This window comes from Nonomuraea sp. ZG12 (genome assembly GCF_052068115.1).
Taxonomy (GTDB): Bacteria; Actinomycetota; Actinomycetes; order Streptosporangiales; family Streptosporangiaceae; genus Nonomuraea.
The window spans coordinates 158,525-173,411 of sequence record NZ_JBQHCW010000018.1 but is presented as its reverse complement, the minus strand read 5'-3'; the positions used below and the strand labels follow the sequence as shown (position 1 = coordinate 173,411).

Below are 14,887 nucleotides of genomic sequence, written 5' to 3'. Positions count from 1 at the left end.
CCCGGAGTCCTTCAAGGTCCTCATCAAGGAAATGCAGTCGCTGTGCCTCAACGTCGAGGTGCTCTCCAGCGACGGCATGTCCATCGAGATGCGTGACACCGACGAGGACGTCTTCCGCGCCGCGGAGGAGCTCGGTATCGACCTGTCCCGGCGTGAGCCGAGCAGCGTGGAAGAAGTCTGAGGGGGAGATCGCAAGCATGCTGGACGTCAACTTCTTCGACGAGCTTCGGATCGGGCTGGCGACGGCCGACGACATTCGTCAGTGGTCGCACGGCGAGGTCAAGAAGCCCGAGACCATCAACTACCGGACTCTCAAGCCGGAAAAGGACGGACTCTTCTGCGAGAAGATCTTCGGCCCGACCCGCGACTGGGAGTGCTACTGCGGCAAGTACAAGCGCGTCCGCTTCAAGGGCATCATCTGTGAGCGCTGTGGCGTCGAGGTCACTCGCGCCAAGGTGCGTCGTGAGCGGATGGGCCACATCGAGCTGGCCGCGCCGGTCACCCACATCTGGTACTTCAAGGGTGTCCCGTCGCGCCTGGGCTACCTGCTCGACCTCGCCCCGAAGGACCTGGAGAAGGTCATCTACTTCGCGGCGTACATGATCACGCAGGTCGACACCGACATGCGTGAGCGTGACCTGCCCTCGCTCGAGGCGAAGATCTCCGTCGAGCGGCAGCACATCGAGCAGCGCCGTGACGCCGACGTCGAGGCCAGGCAGAAGAAGCTCGAAAGTGACCTGAGCGAGCTCGAGGCCGCCGGCGCCAAGGGCGACCAGCGCCGCAAGGTCCGTGAGGGCGCTGAGCGCGAGATGCGTCAGCTCCGCGACCGGGCCCAGCGTGAGCTGGACCGGCTCGAGGAGGTCTGGAGCCGCTTCAAGAACCTCAAGGTCCAGGACCTCGAGGGCGACGAGCTGCTCTACCGCGAGATGCGCGACCGCTTCGGCCGCTACTTCAAGGGCGGCATGGGCGCGCAGGCGATCCAGGACCGCCTGATCAGTTTCGACCTCGCTCAGGAGGCCGAGAACCTCCGCGAGACCATCCGCAGCGGCAAGGGCCAGAAGAAGGCCCGCGCCCTCAAGCGGCTCAAGGTCGTCTCGGCGTTCCTCAGCACCACCAACTCGCCGCGCGGCATGGTGCTCGACTGCATTCCGGTCATCCCGCCGGACCTGCGGCCGATGGTTCAGCTCGACGGTGGCCGGTTCGCCACCTCCGACCTGAACGACCTCTACCGCCGGGTCATCAACCGCAACAACCGCCTCAAGCGGCTTCTCGACCTCGGCGCGCCCGAGATCATCGTGAACAACGAGAAGCGGATGCTGCAGGAGGCCGTCGACGCGCTGTTCGACAACGGCCGTCGTGGCCGCCCGGTCACCGGTCCCGGCAACCGGCCCCTCAAGTCCCTCAGCGACATGCTCAAGGGCAAGCAGGGCCGCTTCCGCCAGAACCTGCTGGGCAAGCGCGTCGACTACTCCGGCCGTTCGGTCATCGTCGTCGGCCCGCAGCTCAAGCTGCACCAGTGCGGTCTGCCCAAGCAGATGGCGCTGGAGCTGTTCAAGCCGTTCGTGATGAAGAGGCTGGTCGATCTCAACCACGCCCAGAACATCAAGTCGGCCAAGCGGATGGTCGAGCGCGCCAGGCCCGTGGTGTGGGACGTGCTCGAAGAGGTCATCACCGAGCACCCCGTGCTGCTCAACCGCGCGCCCACGCTCCACCGTCTGGGCATCCAGGCGTTCGAGCCGCAGCTCGTCGAGGGCAAGGCCATCCAGATCCACCCGCTCGTCTGCACCGCCTTCAACGCGGACTTCGACGGCGACCAGATGGCCGTGCACCTGCCGCTGTCGGCTGAGGCCCAGGCCGAGGCACGCATCCTGATGCTCTCGACCAACAACATCCTCAAGCCGGCCGACGGCAAGCCCGTGACGATGCCCACCCAGGACATGGTCATCGGCCTCTACTGGCTGACCACGCACAAGGAAGGCGCCATCGGCGAGGGCCGGGTCTTCGGCTCGATCGCCGAGGCTCAGATGGCCTTCGACCGCCGCGAGCTGGAGATTCAGGCGAAGATCCAGATCCGGATGAAGGACGTCCTGCCGCCGCGTGAGTGGGTCGCGCCCGAGGGCTGGGAGCAGGGCGACCCGATCCGCCTGGAGACGACGTTCGGGCGGTGCCTGTTCAACCAGACGCTGCCCGTGAGCTACCCGTTCGTCAACTTCCAGGTCGGCAAGAAGCAGCTGTCCACGATCGTCAACGAGCTGGCCGAGACCTATCCCAAGGTCGAAGTGGCCAACGCGCTCGACGCGCTCAAGGACGCCGGCTTCCGCTGGGCGACCCGCTCCGGCGTCACGATCTCGATCGACGACGTCGTCGCGCCGCCCAACAAGGCCGACATCATGGAGAACTACGAGCGCCGCGCCGACAAGGTGCAGCGTGAGTACGAGCGCGGCCTGATCACCGACGAGGAGCGCCGTCAGGAGCTCATCGAGATCTGGACGCACGCCACGGCCGACGTCGAGACCGACATGGTCAACGCCTTCCCGGCGACCAACCCGGTCTGGATGATGGTCAACTCCGGCGCCCGAGGCAACAAGATGCAGGTGCGTCAGATCGCCGGCATCCGTGGCCTGGTGTCCAACACCAAGGGTGAGACGATCCCGCGTCCGATCAAGGCCTCGTTCCGCGAGGGCCTGTCGGTGCTGGAGTACTTCATCTCCACCCACGGACAGCGCAAGGGTCTGGCCGACACCGCGCTGCGTACGGCGGACTCGGGTTACCTCACCCGGCGTCTGGTGGACGTGGCGCAGGACGTCATCGTCCGCGAGATCGACTGTGGCACCGACCGTGGCGTCCCGCTGCACGTCGCCGACCGCGACGCGTCGGGCAACCTGGTCAAGGCCGAGAACGCCGAGTCCAACGTGCACGGCCGCATCCTGGCCGAGGACGTCGAGGTCGACGGCAAGGTCATCGCGCCCGCGGGTGTCGACATCAACGACATCCACGTCACCGATCTGGTCGAGGCCGGCATCGAGACCGTCCGCACCCGCAGCGCGCTCGTCTGCGAGGCCAAGATCGGTGTCTGCGCGACCTGCTACGGCCGCTCGCTGGCCACCGGCAAGCTCGTGGACGTCGGCGAGGCGGTCGGCATCATCGCCGCCCAGTCGATCGGCGAGCCCGGCACGCAGCTGACGATGCGTACCTTCCACACCGGTGGTGTGGCGGGCGCCGACATCACCCACGGTCTGCCCCGAGTCCAGGAGCTCTTCGAGGCGCGCATCCCCAAGGGTGTCGCCCCGATCTCCGAGGCCGAGGGCAGGGTCCGGATCGACGAGACCGACAAGTCCCGCAAGCTCGTCGTCACTCCCGACGACGGCTCGGAGGAGATCGCCTACCCGGTCTCCATGCGGTCGCGCCTGCTCATCACCGATGGCCAGCGCGTGACGGTGGGCCAGCAGCTCGTCGCCGGTGCGGTCAACCCCAACGAGGTGCTGCGCATCCTCGGCCCGCGGGCCGTGCAGCTGCACCTGGTGGCCGAGGTGCAGCAGGTCTACCGCTCGCAGGGTGTGTCGATCCACGACAAGCACATCGAGATCATCGTGCGGCAGATGCTCAAGCGCGTGAACGTGCTGGAGTCCGGTGACACCGACCTGCTGCCCGGCGAGCTCGTGGAGCGTCCGCGCTTCGAGCTGATGAACCGCGAGACGGTGGCTGAAGGCGGCTCTCCGGCCGCCGGTCGTCCGGTGCTCATGGGCATCACCAAGGCGTCGCTCGCCACCGAGTCGTGGCTGTCGGCGGCCTCCTTCCAGGAGACCACCAGGGTCCTGACGGACGCGGCGATCCACGCCAAGTCCGACTCGCTCCTGGGCCTGAAGGAGAACGTCATCATCGGTAAGCTCATCCCGGCCGGTACGGGCATGCCCCAGTACCGCAACATCCGGGTCGAGCCGACCGAGGAGGCCAAGGCCGCCATGTACACCGTGGGCGGTTACGACGGCTCCGCGGCGGACTACACCTTCGGCACCGGCAGCGGCGAGGCCGTGCCGCTGGAGGAGTACGACTTCGGTCAGTACAACCGGTGAACATCTCGTAAGTAGCCGTGGCGCGCGCCCGGGTCCCTCTCCGAGGGGTCCGGGCGCGCGCTTTTCGGTCTGTACGGCTTCGGGGCTGTACGGCGCTGTGCGGGGATGAATGGTCCGGGTGGTCCCCTGGAGGCCGGTCCGCAGGGTACCGGGCGCTGCCGACACGCTCGAAGCCGGCCGAGAGGTGTGTGGAACGGATGATTCTTTGGTATGGGGGACGGCATGTGGTCGGTGCCTATATCATTGTCCAGGAGCAGCAGCCGGGCCTTTGATGGATGGGTCCCGCCGGCCGGAGTGGGAAGGCTTCAAGAGCCTGCCCGCGCCGTTTTGACGTGTCGTGCGGGCCTGGGTAGTCTAGAGCTTCGTGCCCGTTGCTAGCGGGCTCTCGACCGTGCGCTCATATCGGAGCGCGGGTCGGCTTCCTGGCTCGTAGTCCTCGGGGATGTGTTTGCGGATAGCGCGACACGCCCGAGCGCGGGGGCGCGGAAGCACAGCGAATGCGCAGGTCATGACACCGGCAGAACCTGCGAATTGCACAACAAGACGTAACACCGGCCAGCACGAAACGGAGTGGCAGTGCCCACTATTCAGCAGTTGGTCCGCAAGGGCCGGCAGGACAAGGTCTCCAAGACCAAGACTCCTGCCCTCAAGGGGAGTCCGCAGCGGCGCGGTGTGTGCCAGCGTGTTTACACCACGACCCCGAAGAAGCCCAACTCGGCACTGCGCAAGGTGGCCCGTGTACGGCTCACCAACGGCATCGAGGTCACGGCCTACATCCCCGGTGTGGGACACAACCTGCAGGAGCACTCGATCGTGCTCGTGCGTGGCGGTCGTGTGAAGGACCTGCCGGGTGTTCGTTACAAGATCATCCGCGGCTCGCTGGACACCCAGGGTGTCCGCAACCGCAAGCAGGGCCGCAGCCACTACGGTGCGAAGAGGGAGAAGAGCTAACTATGCCTCGTAAGGGTTCTCCTGGCCGTCGTCAGCTCATGTCTGACCCGGTTTACAGTTCGCCGCTGGTCACCGCTCTGATCAACAAGGTGCTTCTGGACGGCAAGCGCTCCATCGCGCAGTCGATCGTCTACGGCGCTCTCGAGGGCTGCAGGGAGAAGACCGGCAACGACCCGGTCGTCACCCTCAAGCGCGCGCTTGACAACGTCAAGCCGACCCTCGAGGTTCGCAGCCGTCGCGTCGGTGGCGCGACCTACCAGGTGCCGGTCGAGGTGCGCGCCGCGCGCAGCACCACCCTGGCCCTGCGCTGGCTGGTGCAGTACTCCCGCGCCCGCCGCGAGAAGACCATGACCGAGCGCCTCATGAACGAGCTCCTCGACGCCAGCAACGGCCTCGGGGCGAGCGTCAAGAAGCGTGAGGACACGCACAAGATGGCCGAGTCCAACAAGGCCTTCGCCCACTACCGCTGGTAACCCGGCGGGTTCGACGAGACGACGAGGACGCGAGAGAAGTGGCCACCACGACCGCTCTTGACCTGGCCAAGGTCCGCAACATCGGGATCATGGCCCATATCGACGCGGGCAAGACCACCACGACCGAGCGCATCCTGTTCTACACCGGCATCAACTACAAGATCGGTGAAGTCCACGAGGGCGCAGCCACGATGGACTGGATGGAGCAGGAGCAGGAGCGCGGCATCACGATCACGTCTGCCGCGACGACCTGCGAGTGGAACGGTCACACGATCAACATCATCGACACCCCGGGGCACGTCGACTTCACCATCGAGGTGGAGCGTTCGCTCCGCGTCCTCGACGGTGCCGTCGCCGTGTTCGACGGCGTCGCGGGTGTCGAGCCGCAGTCGGAGACGGTGTGGCGGCAGGCTGACCGCTACGAGGTTCCCCGGATCTGCTTCGTCAACAAGATGGACCGGGTCGGCGCGGAGTTCCACCGCTGCGTCGACATGATGATCAACCGGCTGGGTGCCACTCCGGCGGTCGTTCAGCTGCCGTGGGGCGTCGAGGCCGACTTCAAGGGCGTCATCGACCTCATCGCGCTGAAGGGCCTCCTGTGGAGCGCCGAGGCGGCCAAGGGCGAGATGTACGACGTCGTCGACCTCCCGGCCGACCACGCCGAGGTGGCTCGCGAGTGGCGTGACCGGCTCATCGAGACGGTCGCCGAGAACGACGACGAGCTGATGGAGCTCTTCCTCGAGGGCATCGAGCCCACCGAGGAGCAGCTGGTCGCGGCCCTGCGCCGCGCGACGCTGGCCAGCGCCATCAACCCGGTCCTGTGTGGCACCGCGTTCAAGAACAAGGGCGTGCAGCCCCTGCTCGACGCGATCGTCGCCTACCTCCCCGCGCCGACCGACCTCAAGGCCTTCAAGGGCCACGCGGTCGGCAACGAGGAGAAGGTCGTCGAGCGGCACGCGGACCCGACCGAGCCGTTCTCCGCCCTGGCCTTCAAGATCGCGAGCGACCCGCACCTGGGCAAGCTCACCTACATCCGCATCTACTCGGGCACGCTCGAGACCGGTTCACAGGTCATCAACTCTGTGAAGGGTAAGAAGGAGCGGATCGGCAAGATCTACCAGATGCACGCCAACAAGCGCGAAGAGCGCCCGTCGGCGATCGCTGGTCAGATCGTGGCGGTCATGGGTCTGAAGGACACCACCACCGGTGACACCCTCTCCGACCCGACCCACCAGGTCGTGCTCGAGTCGATGACGTTCCCGGCTCCGGTCATCAACGTCGCCATCGAGCCCAAGACCAAGGGCGACCAGGAGAAGCTGTCGATCGCGATCCAGCGACTGGCCGAGGAGGACCCGTCCTTCCAGGTCCGCCGTGACGAGGAGACCGGTCAGACGGTCATCTGGGGCATGGGCGAGCTTCACCTGGAGATCCTCGTCGACCGCATGCGGCGCGAGTTCAAGGTCGAGGCCAACGTCGGTCGTCCGCAGGTCGCGTACCGTGAGACCATCCGCCGCAAGGTGGAGAAGGTCGACTACACCCACAAGAAGCAGACCGGTGGTTCCGGTCAGTTCGCGCGGGTGATCATCAATCTCGAGCCGCTGGGCGAAGGCAACGACGGCTACGAGTTCGAGAACAAGGTCACGGGTGGCCGTGTCCCGAGGGAGTACATCCCCTCGGTCGACGCGGGCGCTCAGGAGGCCGCCGAGTTCGGTGTGCTGGCGGGCTACCCGATGGTGGGCGTGAAGGTGACGCTGACCGACGGTGCCGCGCACGACGTCGACTCCTCGGAAATGGCCTTCAAGATTGCCGGCTCGATGGCCTTCAAGGAGGCCGCGCGCAAGGCTGACGCTGTGCTCCTCGAGCCGATGATGGCCGTTGAGGTCACCACGCCCGAGGACTACATGGGTGACGTCATCGGTGACCTCAACGGTCGCCGCGGGCAGATCCAGGCGATGGACGAGCGGGCCGGCGCCCGAGTCGTCCAGGCGCTCGTGCCGCTGTCTGAGATGTTCGGCTACGTGGGCGACCTGCGTAGCAAGACGCAGGGACGCGCGAGCTACAGCATGCAGTTCGACTCCTACTCGGAGGTGCCTCCGGGCATCGCCAAGGAGATCGTCGCGAAGGCCCGGGGCGAATAGTTCCGGTCCCTGGCGGGATGGTCGCGAGACCGTCCCGCCGCCTAGGGGTTCGGGATCACCCGGGCCCGAGTGTGCAGACGAAAGTCAGTCAGATTCTCAAGGAGAGAACCAGTGGGCAAGGCCAAGTTCGAGCGGAACAAGCCGCACATGAACATCGGCACCATTGGGCATATCGACCACGGTAAGACCACGCTGACCGCGGCGATCACCAAGGTGCTCCACGACCGTTACCCCGAGCTGAACGCGGCAACGCCTTTCGACAAGATCGACAAGGCGCCCGAGGAGAAGGCCCGGGGCATTACGATCTCCATCGCGCACGTCGAGTACCAGACCGAGAAGCGCCACTACGCTCACGTGGACTGCCCCGGTCACGCCGACTACGTGAAGAACATGATCACCGGTGCCGCTCAGATGGACGGCGCGATCCTCGTGGTCGCCGCCACCGACGGTCCGATGCCCCAGACGAAGGAGCACGTCCTCCTGGCCCGCCAGGTCGGCGTCCCCTACATCGTTGTGGCTCTGAACAAGTCCGACATGGTGGACGACGAGGAGATCCTGGAGCTCGTCGAGCTCGAGGTTCGCGAGCTCCTGTCCGCTCAGGAGTTCCCCGGCGACGACCTGCCGGTCATCCGCGTCTCCGCGCTCAAGGCTCTTGAGGGCGACCAGAAGTGGGCCGACACCATCGTCGAGCTGATGGACGCCGTGGACGAGAACGTCCCCGAGCCGCCGCGTGAGACGGAGAAGCCGTTCCTCATGCCGGTCGAGGACGTCTTCTCGATCACCGGTCGCGGCACGGTCGTCACCGGCCGTATCGAGCGTGGCATCGTCAAGGTCAACGAGCAGGTCGACATCATCGGCATCCAGCCGGAGAAGACGACCACCACCGTCACCAGCATCGAGATGTTCAACAAGATGCTCGACGAGGGTCAGGCCGGCGACAACGCCGCCCTGCTGCTCCGCGGCATCAAGCGCGAGCAGGTCGAGCGCGGCCAGTGCATCATCAAGCCGGGCACGACCACCCCGCACACCGAGTTCGAGGGCCAGGTCTACATCCTGTCCAAGGACGAGGGCGGCCGCCACACGCCGTTCTTCAACAACTACCGCCCGCAGTTCTACTTCCGTACGACTGACGTGACCGGTGTGGTGAACCTCCCCGAGGGCACCGAGATGGTCATGCCGGGCGACAACACCGAAATGCGCGTTGAGCTGATCCAGCCCATCGCCATGGAGGAAGGCCTCAAGTTCGCGATCCGTGAGGGTGGCCGCACCGTCGGCGCCGGCCGGGTTGTGAAGATCATCAAGTAGTTCGACCGCGGGGTGGCGGTCGGCCTCCACATCAGGGGCCGGCCGCCGCGCCACGATCGGGACAGGAGTCCATACGGCTTCCGTTCCGGAAGGCTTCACGGGGAAAGCCGTGATCCAGCAGTCGCTTCGGTCCAGTGACCGAAGTAGCTGCCGGATCACGGAAGAAAAGGCAGATCGATTGCGTCTGCTTCGTGGAGTCGTGCGGGCTCGACCCGCACGCGGCAAAAGGCCGCACGATACTTTTTCAGACGACAGCGAAGGACACCGAGGCCATTATGGCGGGACAGAAGATCCGCATCCGGCTTAAGGCCTATGACCACGAGGTCATCGATAGCTCGGCCAAGAAGATCGTCGAGACGGTGACGCGGACTGGCGCGAAGGTCGCGGGCCCGGTGCCGCTGCCGACCGAGAAGAACGTGTACTGCGTCATCCGCTCGCCGCACAAGTACAAGGACAGCCGCGAGCATTTCGAGATGCGCACGCACAAGCGGCTCATTGACATCATCGACCCGACGCCCAAGACGGTTGACTCGCTCATGCGGCTCGACCTCCCGGCGGGCGTCGACATTTCGATCAAGCTCTGAGGGAACGCACTGACATGGCTAAGACGATCAAGGGCGTCCTGGGCAAGAAGCTCGGCATGACCCAGGTCTTCGACGCGGACAACCGGATGGTTCCGGTCACCGTGGTCGAGGCCGGTCCGTGCGTGGTGACCCGCGTCCGCAGCGCCGAGAAGGATGGCTATGCCGCCATTCAGCTCGGCTTCGGACAGGTCGACCCGCGGAAGGTCAACAAGCCGCTCGGCGACTACCTGCGCAAGCACGACATCACCCCGCGCCGTTACTTCGCGGAGATCCGCACTGACGACGCGAGCGACTACAACCTGGGCCAGGAACTGCTGGCCGACACCTTCGAGGCCGGCCAGTTCGTCGATGTGACGGGCAAGAGCAAGGGCAAGGGCTTCGCCGGTGTCATGAAGCGCCACGGCTTCAAGGGTCTGGGCGCGTCGCACGGTACGCAGCGCAAGCACCGCTCGCCGGGTTCCATCGGTGGCTGCGCCACCCCGGGCCGCGTATTCAAGGGTCTGCGCATGGCTGGCCGGATGGGTAACGTCCGCACCACCGTGCAGAGCCTCAAGGTTCACGCCGTGGACGCCGAGAAGGGTCTCATCCTGATCAAGGGTGCGATTCCCGGCGCCAACGGCAGCCTGGTTCTCGTTCGCACCGCTGCCAAGAAGGGGGCTGCCAAGTGACCAGCATTGACGTCCTCGACGCCAGCGGTGCCAAGACCGGCACGGTTGACCTGCCCGAGGACATCTTCGGCGCGAAGGTCAACGTTCCGCTGATCCACCAGGTGGTCGTGGCCCAGCTCGCCGCTCGCCGGCAGGGCACGCACAAGGCCAAGACCCGTGGTGAGGTCAGGGGCGGCGGCAAGAAGCCGTACCGCCAGAAGGGCACCGGCCGCGCCCGTCAGGGCTCGACGCGTGCGCCGCAGTTCGCCGGCGGTGGCGTCGTCCACGGTCCGGTTCCGCGTGACTACTCGCAGCGGACGCCCAAGAAGATGAAGGCCGCCGCCCTGCGTGGCGCCCTGTCCGACAGGGCTCGCGGCGGTCGCGTGCACGTGGTGAGCAGCCTCGTCTCCGGTGAGACGCCGAAGACGAAGACCGCTCTCCAGGCGCTGCGCGCGATCACCCAGGCCAAGTCCGTGCTCGTCGTGGTCGCTGACACCGACGAGCTGACCTGGCTGAGCCTGCGTAACGCTCCCGAGGTCCACCTGCTGGACTCCGGGCAGCTCAACACTTACGACGTGCTCTGCTATGACGACGTGGTCTTCACCCAGGAGGCGTACGACCAGGTCGTGGCTCGGCTGGGCCAGGGCGAGAAGGAAGACGCCTGATGGAGAACAGCACCGACCAGCAGGCCGCCGTCCCTACCGCCGAGAAGCCTGTGGGCCGCCTGGCGAGGGTCGTCGACCCGCGTGACGTCATCATCAAGCCGGTCGTCTCTGAGAAGAGCTACGGCCTGATCGATGAGAACAACAAGTACACGTTCCTGGTGAAGAAGACCGCGAACAAGACCGAGGTCAAGATCGCGGTCGAGAAGATCTTCGGGGTCAAGGTCACCAGCGTGAACACGATCAACCGGCAGGGCAAGCGCAAGCGCACCCGGACCGGTTTCGGCAAGCGTCCCGACACCAAGCGCGCGATCGTGAGCTTGGCCGAGGGCGATCGGATCGACATTTTCGGTCAGATCGGCTGATCCGCGGGGGGCGCTGCCCCCCGCGATCCCCATGGTGTCGCCTCTGGCGACGACGGCCTGGGGTCTCGCACGATTGAGACAAGAGATCCAGAGTTCTTGGATTCTGGATATCGACGAAGGATGAACGAAAAAGATGGGCATCCGTAAGTACAAGCCGACGACCCCAGGTCGCCGCGGCTCGAGTGTCTCGGACTTCACCGAGATCACCCGCAGCGAGCCTGAGAAGTCGCTGCTTGCACCCCTTCATGGCAAGGGCGGCCGTAACGTACACGGCCGGGTCACCGCACGCCACCAGGGCGGCGGTCACAAGCGCGCCTACCGGATCATCGACTTCCGTAGGCATGACAAGGACGGCATTCCGGCCAAGGTCGCTCACATCGAGTACGACCCCAACCGCACCGCCAATATTGCTCTGCTGCACTACGCCGACGGCGAGAAGCGCTACATCATCGCGCCGACCGGCCTCAAGCAGGGCGACCGCATCGAGAACGGCCCCGCGGCCGACATCAAGCCGGGCAACTGCCTGCCGCTGCGCAACATCCCGACCGGTACCTTCATCCACGCGGTGGAGCTCCGTCCCGGCGGTGGCGCCAAGCTGGGCCGCTCCGCGGGAGCGCAGATCCAGCTGCTCGCCAAGGAAGGTCAGTACGCCACGCTGCGTATGCCCTCCGGCGAGATGCGCATGGTCGACGTGCGCTGCCGCGCGTCGGTCGGCCAGGTCGGCAACGCCGAGCAGGCCAACATCAACTGGGGCAAGGCCGGCCGCATGAGGTGGAAGGGCAAGCGCCCGACCGTCCGTGGTGTCGCGATGAACCCCGTTGACCACCCGCACGGTGGTGGTGAGGGTAAGACCTCCGGTGGTCGTCACCCGGTCAACCCGAAGGGTAAGCCCGAGGGCCGCACCCGTCAGGCCAGCAAGGCGAGCGACCGGCTGATCATCCGTCGGCGCAGCAAGAAGAAGCGGTAGGAGCAGCCGAAATGCCACGTAGCCTTAAGAAGGGTCCTTTCGTTGACGACCACCTTCAGAAGAAGGTGGATACGCAGAACGAGAAGGGCACCAAGACCGTCATCAAGACGTGGTCGCGGCGCTCCATGATCGTCCCCGACATGCTCGGGCACACGATCGCCGTGCACGACGGCCGCAAGCACGTCCCGGTGTTCGTCACCGAGTCGATGATCGGCCACAAGCTCGGAGAGTTCGCCCCGACGCGGACGTTCCGGAGCCACGTCAAGGATGACCGCCGCAGCCGGCGATAAGCGCCTTCAGAAGTAAGAGGAGTAAGCGATGGAAGCCAGGGCTCAGGCGCGGTTCGTCCGCGTCACGCCCCTCAAGGCCCGCCGTGTGGTGGACCTTATTCGCGGGCTGCCCGCTTCGGAGGCGCAGGCCGTGCTGCAGTTCGCTCCCCAGTCGGCGAGCGAGCCGATCTACAAGGTGCTCTCCAGCGCCATGGCGAACGCAGAGCACAATTTCGATCTCGACCCCCAGACGCTCGTCGTGAGCCGCGCGTGGGTCGACGAGGGCCCGACCCTGAAGCGGTTCCGGCCGCGCGCACAGGGTCGCGCCTATCGGATCAACAAGCGGACGAGCCACATCACCGTGATCGTGGAGTCCCGCGAGCCGAAGGGAAGGACCCGATAGTGGGCCAGAAGGTTAACCCGCACGGGTTTCGCCTCGGCATCACGACCGACTTCAAGAGCCGGTGGTACGCCGACAAGCTGTACAAGGCGTACGTCGCCGAGGACGTGGCGATCCGTCGCATGCTGCAAAAGGGCATGGAGCGGGCCGGCATCTCCAAGGTCGAGATCGAGCGTACGACCGACCGCGTTCAGGTCGACATCCACACCGCGCGTCCGGGCATCGTCATCGGCCGCCGCGGCGCGGAGGCCGACCGTATCCGCGGCGACCTGGAGAAGCTGACCAAGAAGCAGGTTCAGCTCAACATCCTCGAGGTGAAGAACCCCGAGATCGACTCCCAGCTCGTCGCGCAGGGTGTCGCCGAGCAGCTCTCCAGCCGTGTCTCGTTCCGTCGTGCCATGCGCAAGGCGATGCAGTCGGCCATGAAGAGCGGCGCCAAGGGCATCCGTGTCCAGTGCTCCGGTCGTCTGGGCGGCGCCGAGATGTCGAGGTCGGAGTTCTACCGCGAGGGCCGGGTGCCGCTGCACACGCTCCGCGCGGACATCGACTACGGCTTCTACGAGGCCCGTACCACCTTCGGCCGGATCGGCGTGAAGGTGTGGATCTACAAGGGTGAGGCTCCGACGAGCCGCGCCGAGCGCGAGGCGGCTGCCGCCGGTGCTCGGGCCGGCCAGCGTCGTGAGCGTGACGACCGTCGGGGTGGCGGCGGCGACCGTCCCCGCCGTGGTGGTGGCGCCGGTGGCGGCGCTCGCCGTGGTGGTGGCCGTGGCGACCGTGCCCCCAGGACTGAGGCGGCCGCTCAGGCCGCCCCCGAGACCGGCCCGGCTGCGCAGCCGGGTGCTGAAGGGAGCTGACCATGCTGATCCCGCGCAGGGTCAAGCACCGCAAGCAGCACCGGCCTGACCGCAGCGGAGCCGCCAAGGGCGGCACCAGGGTCGTCTTCGGCGAGTTCGGTATCCAGGCGCTTGAGCACTCCTACGTGACCAACCGCCAGATCGAGTCCGCTCGTATCGCGATGACCCGTCACATCCGCCGTGGCGGCAAGGTGTGGATCAACATCTACCCCGACCGTCCCCTGACGAAGAAGCCCGCCGAGACCCGCATGGGTTCCGGTAAGGGTTCTCCGGAGTGGTGGATCGCCAACGTCAAGCCCGGACGCGTGATGTTCGAGCTGTCCGGCGTGACGGAGACTGTGGCGCGTGAGGCGCTGCAGCGCGCGATTCACAAGCTCCCGATGAAGTGCAAGATCGTTAAGCGTGAAGTGGGTGAGGCGTGATGGCTAAGGGCCTGACCGCCGGCGAGCTGCGAGTGGAGGACCAGGACACTCTGGTCCAGAAGCTCAAGGAAGCCAAGGAGGAGCTGTTCAACCTCCGCTTCCAGTCAGCGACCGGTCAGTTGGAGAGCCACGGGCGGCTGCGGGCCGTCCGCCGCGAGATCGCCCGTATCTACACCGTGATGCGCGAGCGCGAGCTTCGCATCGTCACGGTCGAGAAGGAGTCGAGCGATGGCTGAGACCGAGACCACCGAGACGGGCGCCGAAGTCGACGCCCGTAAGTTCCGCAAGGTCCGCGAGGGCCTGGTCGTCAGCGACAAGATGGACAAGACCGTCGTCGTCGTCGTCGAGGACCGCGTCAAGCACCGTCTGTACGGCAAGGTCATCCGCCGTACGACCAAGTACAAGGCACACGACGAGTCCAACGCCTGTGGCGTGGGCGACCGCGTGCTTCTGATGGAGACCCGCCCTCTCTCCGCCACCAAGCGGTGGAGGATCGTGGAGATCCTCGAGAAGGCGAAGTAACACTCGCTTCTCGGATATACCGCGCCTCGTGGGGATGGCGACATCCCCATGACGGCGTCCAAGGACGCGGGGCCGTGTTCAAGAACGTGTTCACGAACAAGGCCTCGCGTCGCCTGCGGTGCGGCGCCGCGTGTGCCGCCCGTCCGGATCGAGAGGTACGGACGAGCGTGCGCGTGGCGCTGTGGCCGGAGGAACAAGACAACATCGGGTTCCGCCAGGCTCAGCGATGAGAACCGGCGCGACTAACAGGAGTTA

Annotated in this window: 17 protein-coding genes; all 17 read left to right on the top strand. The window is 66.0% G+C overall.

The genetic code is table 11. The annotated features are described in order from the left end of the window. Positions 1-181: hypothetical protein (locus ACTMTF_RS35580; RefSeq protein WP_441114584.1), on the top strand; the 181-nt coding region annotated here is incomplete at its 5' end. A 16-nt stretch (positions 182-197) separates the two neighbouring features. After that, the gene (locus tag ACTMTF_RS35575) at positions 198-4,073 is read left to right on the top strand and encodes a DNA-directed RNA polymerase subunit beta' (RefSeq protein WP_441114583.1); all 3,876 of its coding nucleotides are present in this window, start codon (positions 198-200) and stop codon (positions 4,071-4,073) included. A gap of 576 nt (positions 4,074-4,649) precedes the next feature. Continuing rightward, the gene (rpsL, locus tag ACTMTF_RS35570; RefSeq protein ID WP_336212852.1) at positions 4,650-5,024 is read left to right on the top strand and encodes a 30S ribosomal protein S12; all 375 of its coding nucleotides are present in this window, start codon (positions 4,650-4,652) and stop codon (positions 5,022-5,024) included. Positions 5,025-5,026: 2 nt separating this feature from the next. Next, entirely contained in the window at positions 5,027-5,497 is a 471-nt protein-coding gene (gene rpsG, locus ACTMTF_RS35565) for a 30S ribosomal protein S7 (protein WP_043623423.1), read from the top strand. An 89-nt stretch (positions 5,498-5,586) separates the two neighbouring features. Continuing rightward, the gene (gene fusA, locus ACTMTF_RS35560; protein WP_441114589.1) at positions 5,587-7,635 is read left to right on the top strand and encodes an elongation factor G; all 2,049 of its coding nucleotides are present in this window, start codon (positions 5,587-5,589) and stop codon (positions 7,633-7,635) included. Between the two features lie 111 nt (positions 7,636-7,746). After that, the gene (gene tuf / locus ACTMTF_RS35555; protein ID WP_327108822.1) at positions 7,747-8,940 is read left to right on the top strand and encodes an elongation factor Tu; all 1,194 of its coding nucleotides are present in this window, start codon (positions 7,747-7,749) and stop codon (positions 8,938-8,940) included. A 275-nt stretch (positions 8,941-9,215) separates the two neighbouring features. Further along, on the top strand, positions 9,216-9,524 hold the full coding sequence (rpsJ, locus tag ACTMTF_RS35550) for a 30S ribosomal protein S10 (RefSeq protein ID WP_012887830.1): 309 nt from the start codon (positions 9,216-9,218) through the stop codon (positions 9,522-9,524). A gap of 14 nt (positions 9,525-9,538) precedes the next feature. Continuing rightward, positions 9,539-10,192, top strand: coding sequence for a 50S ribosomal protein L3 (rplC, locus tag ACTMTF_RS35545; protein ID WP_397007856.1), 654 nt, complete (start codon positions 9,539-9,541; stop codon positions 10,190-10,192). Then, a complete protein-coding gene (gene rplD, locus ACTMTF_RS35540; protein WP_397007858.1) occupies positions 10,189-10,836 on the top strand; it encodes a 50S ribosomal protein L4 in 648 nt (215 codons plus the stop codon). The genes rplC and rplD overlap by 4 nt, the downstream gene beginning before the upstream one ends. After that, complete coding sequence (gene rplW / locus ACTMTF_RS35535) at positions 10,836-11,198, top strand: 50S ribosomal protein L23 (RefSeq protein WP_441114582.1); 363 nt, start codon at positions 10,836-10,838, stop codon at positions 11,196-11,198. The genes rplD and rplW overlap by 1 nt, the downstream gene beginning before the upstream one ends. Positions 11,199-11,331: 133 nt before the next feature. Further along, a complete protein-coding gene (rplB, locus tag ACTMTF_RS35530) occupies positions 11,332-12,165 on the top strand; it encodes a 50S ribosomal protein L2 (RefSeq protein ID WP_327108824.1) in 834 nt (277 codons plus the stop codon). Positions 12,166-12,176: 11 nt separating this feature from the next. Then, complete coding sequence (rpsS, locus tag ACTMTF_RS35525; protein WP_397007862.1) at positions 12,177-12,455, top strand: 30S ribosomal protein S19; 279 nt, start codon at positions 12,177-12,179, stop codon at positions 12,453-12,455. A 28-nt stretch (positions 12,456-12,483) separates the two neighbouring features. Beyond that, positions 12,484-12,837 (top strand): 50S ribosomal protein L22, encoded by a 354-nt coding sequence (rplV, locus tag ACTMTF_RS35520; protein ID WP_189141238.1) that lies wholly within the window; start codon positions 12,484-12,486, stop codon positions 12,835-12,837. After that, positions 12,837-13,688 carry a 30S ribosomal protein S3 gene (gene rpsC, locus ACTMTF_RS35515; RefSeq protein ID WP_397007865.1) on the top strand — a complete coding sequence of 284 codons (852 nt, stop codon included), beginning with the start codon at positions 12,837-12,839 and terminating at the stop codon, positions 13,686-13,688. The genes rplV and rpsC overlap by 1 nt, the downstream gene beginning before the upstream one ends. A gap of 2 nt (positions 13,689-13,690) precedes the next feature. Continuing rightward, positions 13,691-14,110 carry a 50S ribosomal protein L16 gene (gene rplP, locus ACTMTF_RS35510; protein WP_397007867.1) on the top strand — a complete coding sequence of 140 codons (420 nt, stop codon included), beginning with the start codon at positions 13,691-13,693 and terminating at the stop codon, positions 14,108-14,110. After that, positions 14,110-14,346 carry a 50S ribosomal protein L29 gene (gene rpmC / locus ACTMTF_RS35505; RefSeq protein WP_397007869.1) on the top strand — a complete coding sequence of 79 codons (237 nt, stop codon included), beginning with the start codon at positions 14,110-14,112 and terminating at the stop codon, positions 14,344-14,346. The genes rplP and rpmC overlap by 1 nt, the downstream gene beginning before the upstream one ends. Next, positions 14,339-14,632: a 30S ribosomal protein S17 gene (gene rpsQ / locus ACTMTF_RS35500; RefSeq protein WP_397007871.1), complete on the top strand. Its 294-nt coding sequence runs from the start codon at positions 14,339-14,341 to the stop codon at positions 14,630-14,632. The genes rpmC and rpsQ overlap by 8 nt, the downstream gene beginning before the upstream one ends. Positions 14,633-14,887: the final 255 nt, after the last annotated feature.

Excerpts from the sequence above, each read along its gene's own strand:
- rpsG (WP_043623423.1), top strand. The coding sequence starts at position 5,027 with ATGCCTCGTAAGGGTTCTCCTGGCCGTCGTCAGCTCATGTCTGACCCG.
- rpsQ (WP_397007871.1), top strand. The coding sequence starts at position 14,339 with ATGGCTGAGACCGAGACCACCGAGACGGGCGCCGAAGTCGACGCCCGT.
- rplW (WP_441114582.1), top strand. The coding sequence starts at position 10,836 with ATGGAGAACAGCACCGACCAGCAGGCCGCCGTCCCTACCGCCGAGAAG.
- rplP (WP_397007867.1), top strand. The coding sequence starts at position 13,691 with ATGCTGATCCCGCGCAGGGTCAAGCACCGCAAGCAGCACCGGCCTGAC.
- fusA (WP_441114589.1), top strand. The coding sequence starts at position 5,587 with ATGGCCCATATCGACGCGGGCAAGACCACCACGACCGAGCGCATCCTG.
- rplC (WP_397007856.1), top strand. The coding sequence starts at position 9,539 with ATGGCTAAGACGATCAAGGGCGTCCTGGGCAAGAAGCTCGGCATGACC.
- rplB (WP_327108824.1), top strand. The coding sequence starts at position 11,332 with ATGGGCATCCGTAAGTACAAGCCGACGACCCCAGGTCGCCGCGGCTCG.
- rpsS (WP_397007862.1), top strand. The coding sequence starts at position 12,177 with ATGCCACGTAGCCTTAAGAAGGGTCCTTTCGTTGACGACCACCTTCAG.
- rpsJ (WP_012887830.1), top strand. The coding sequence starts at position 9,216 with ATGGCGGGACAGAAGATCCGCATCCGGCTTAAGGCCTATGACCACGAG.
- rplV (WP_189141238.1), top strand. The coding sequence starts at position 12,484 with ATGGAAGCCAGGGCTCAGGCGCGGTTCGTCCGCGTCACGCCCCTCAAG.
- rpmC (WP_397007869.1), top strand. The coding sequence starts at position 14,110 with ATGGCTAAGGGCCTGACCGCCGGCGAGCTGCGAGTGGAGGACCAGGAC.
- ACTMTF_RS35575 (WP_441114583.1), top strand. The coding sequence starts at position 198 with ATGCTGGACGTCAACTTCTTCGACGAGCTTCGGATCGGGCTGGCGACG.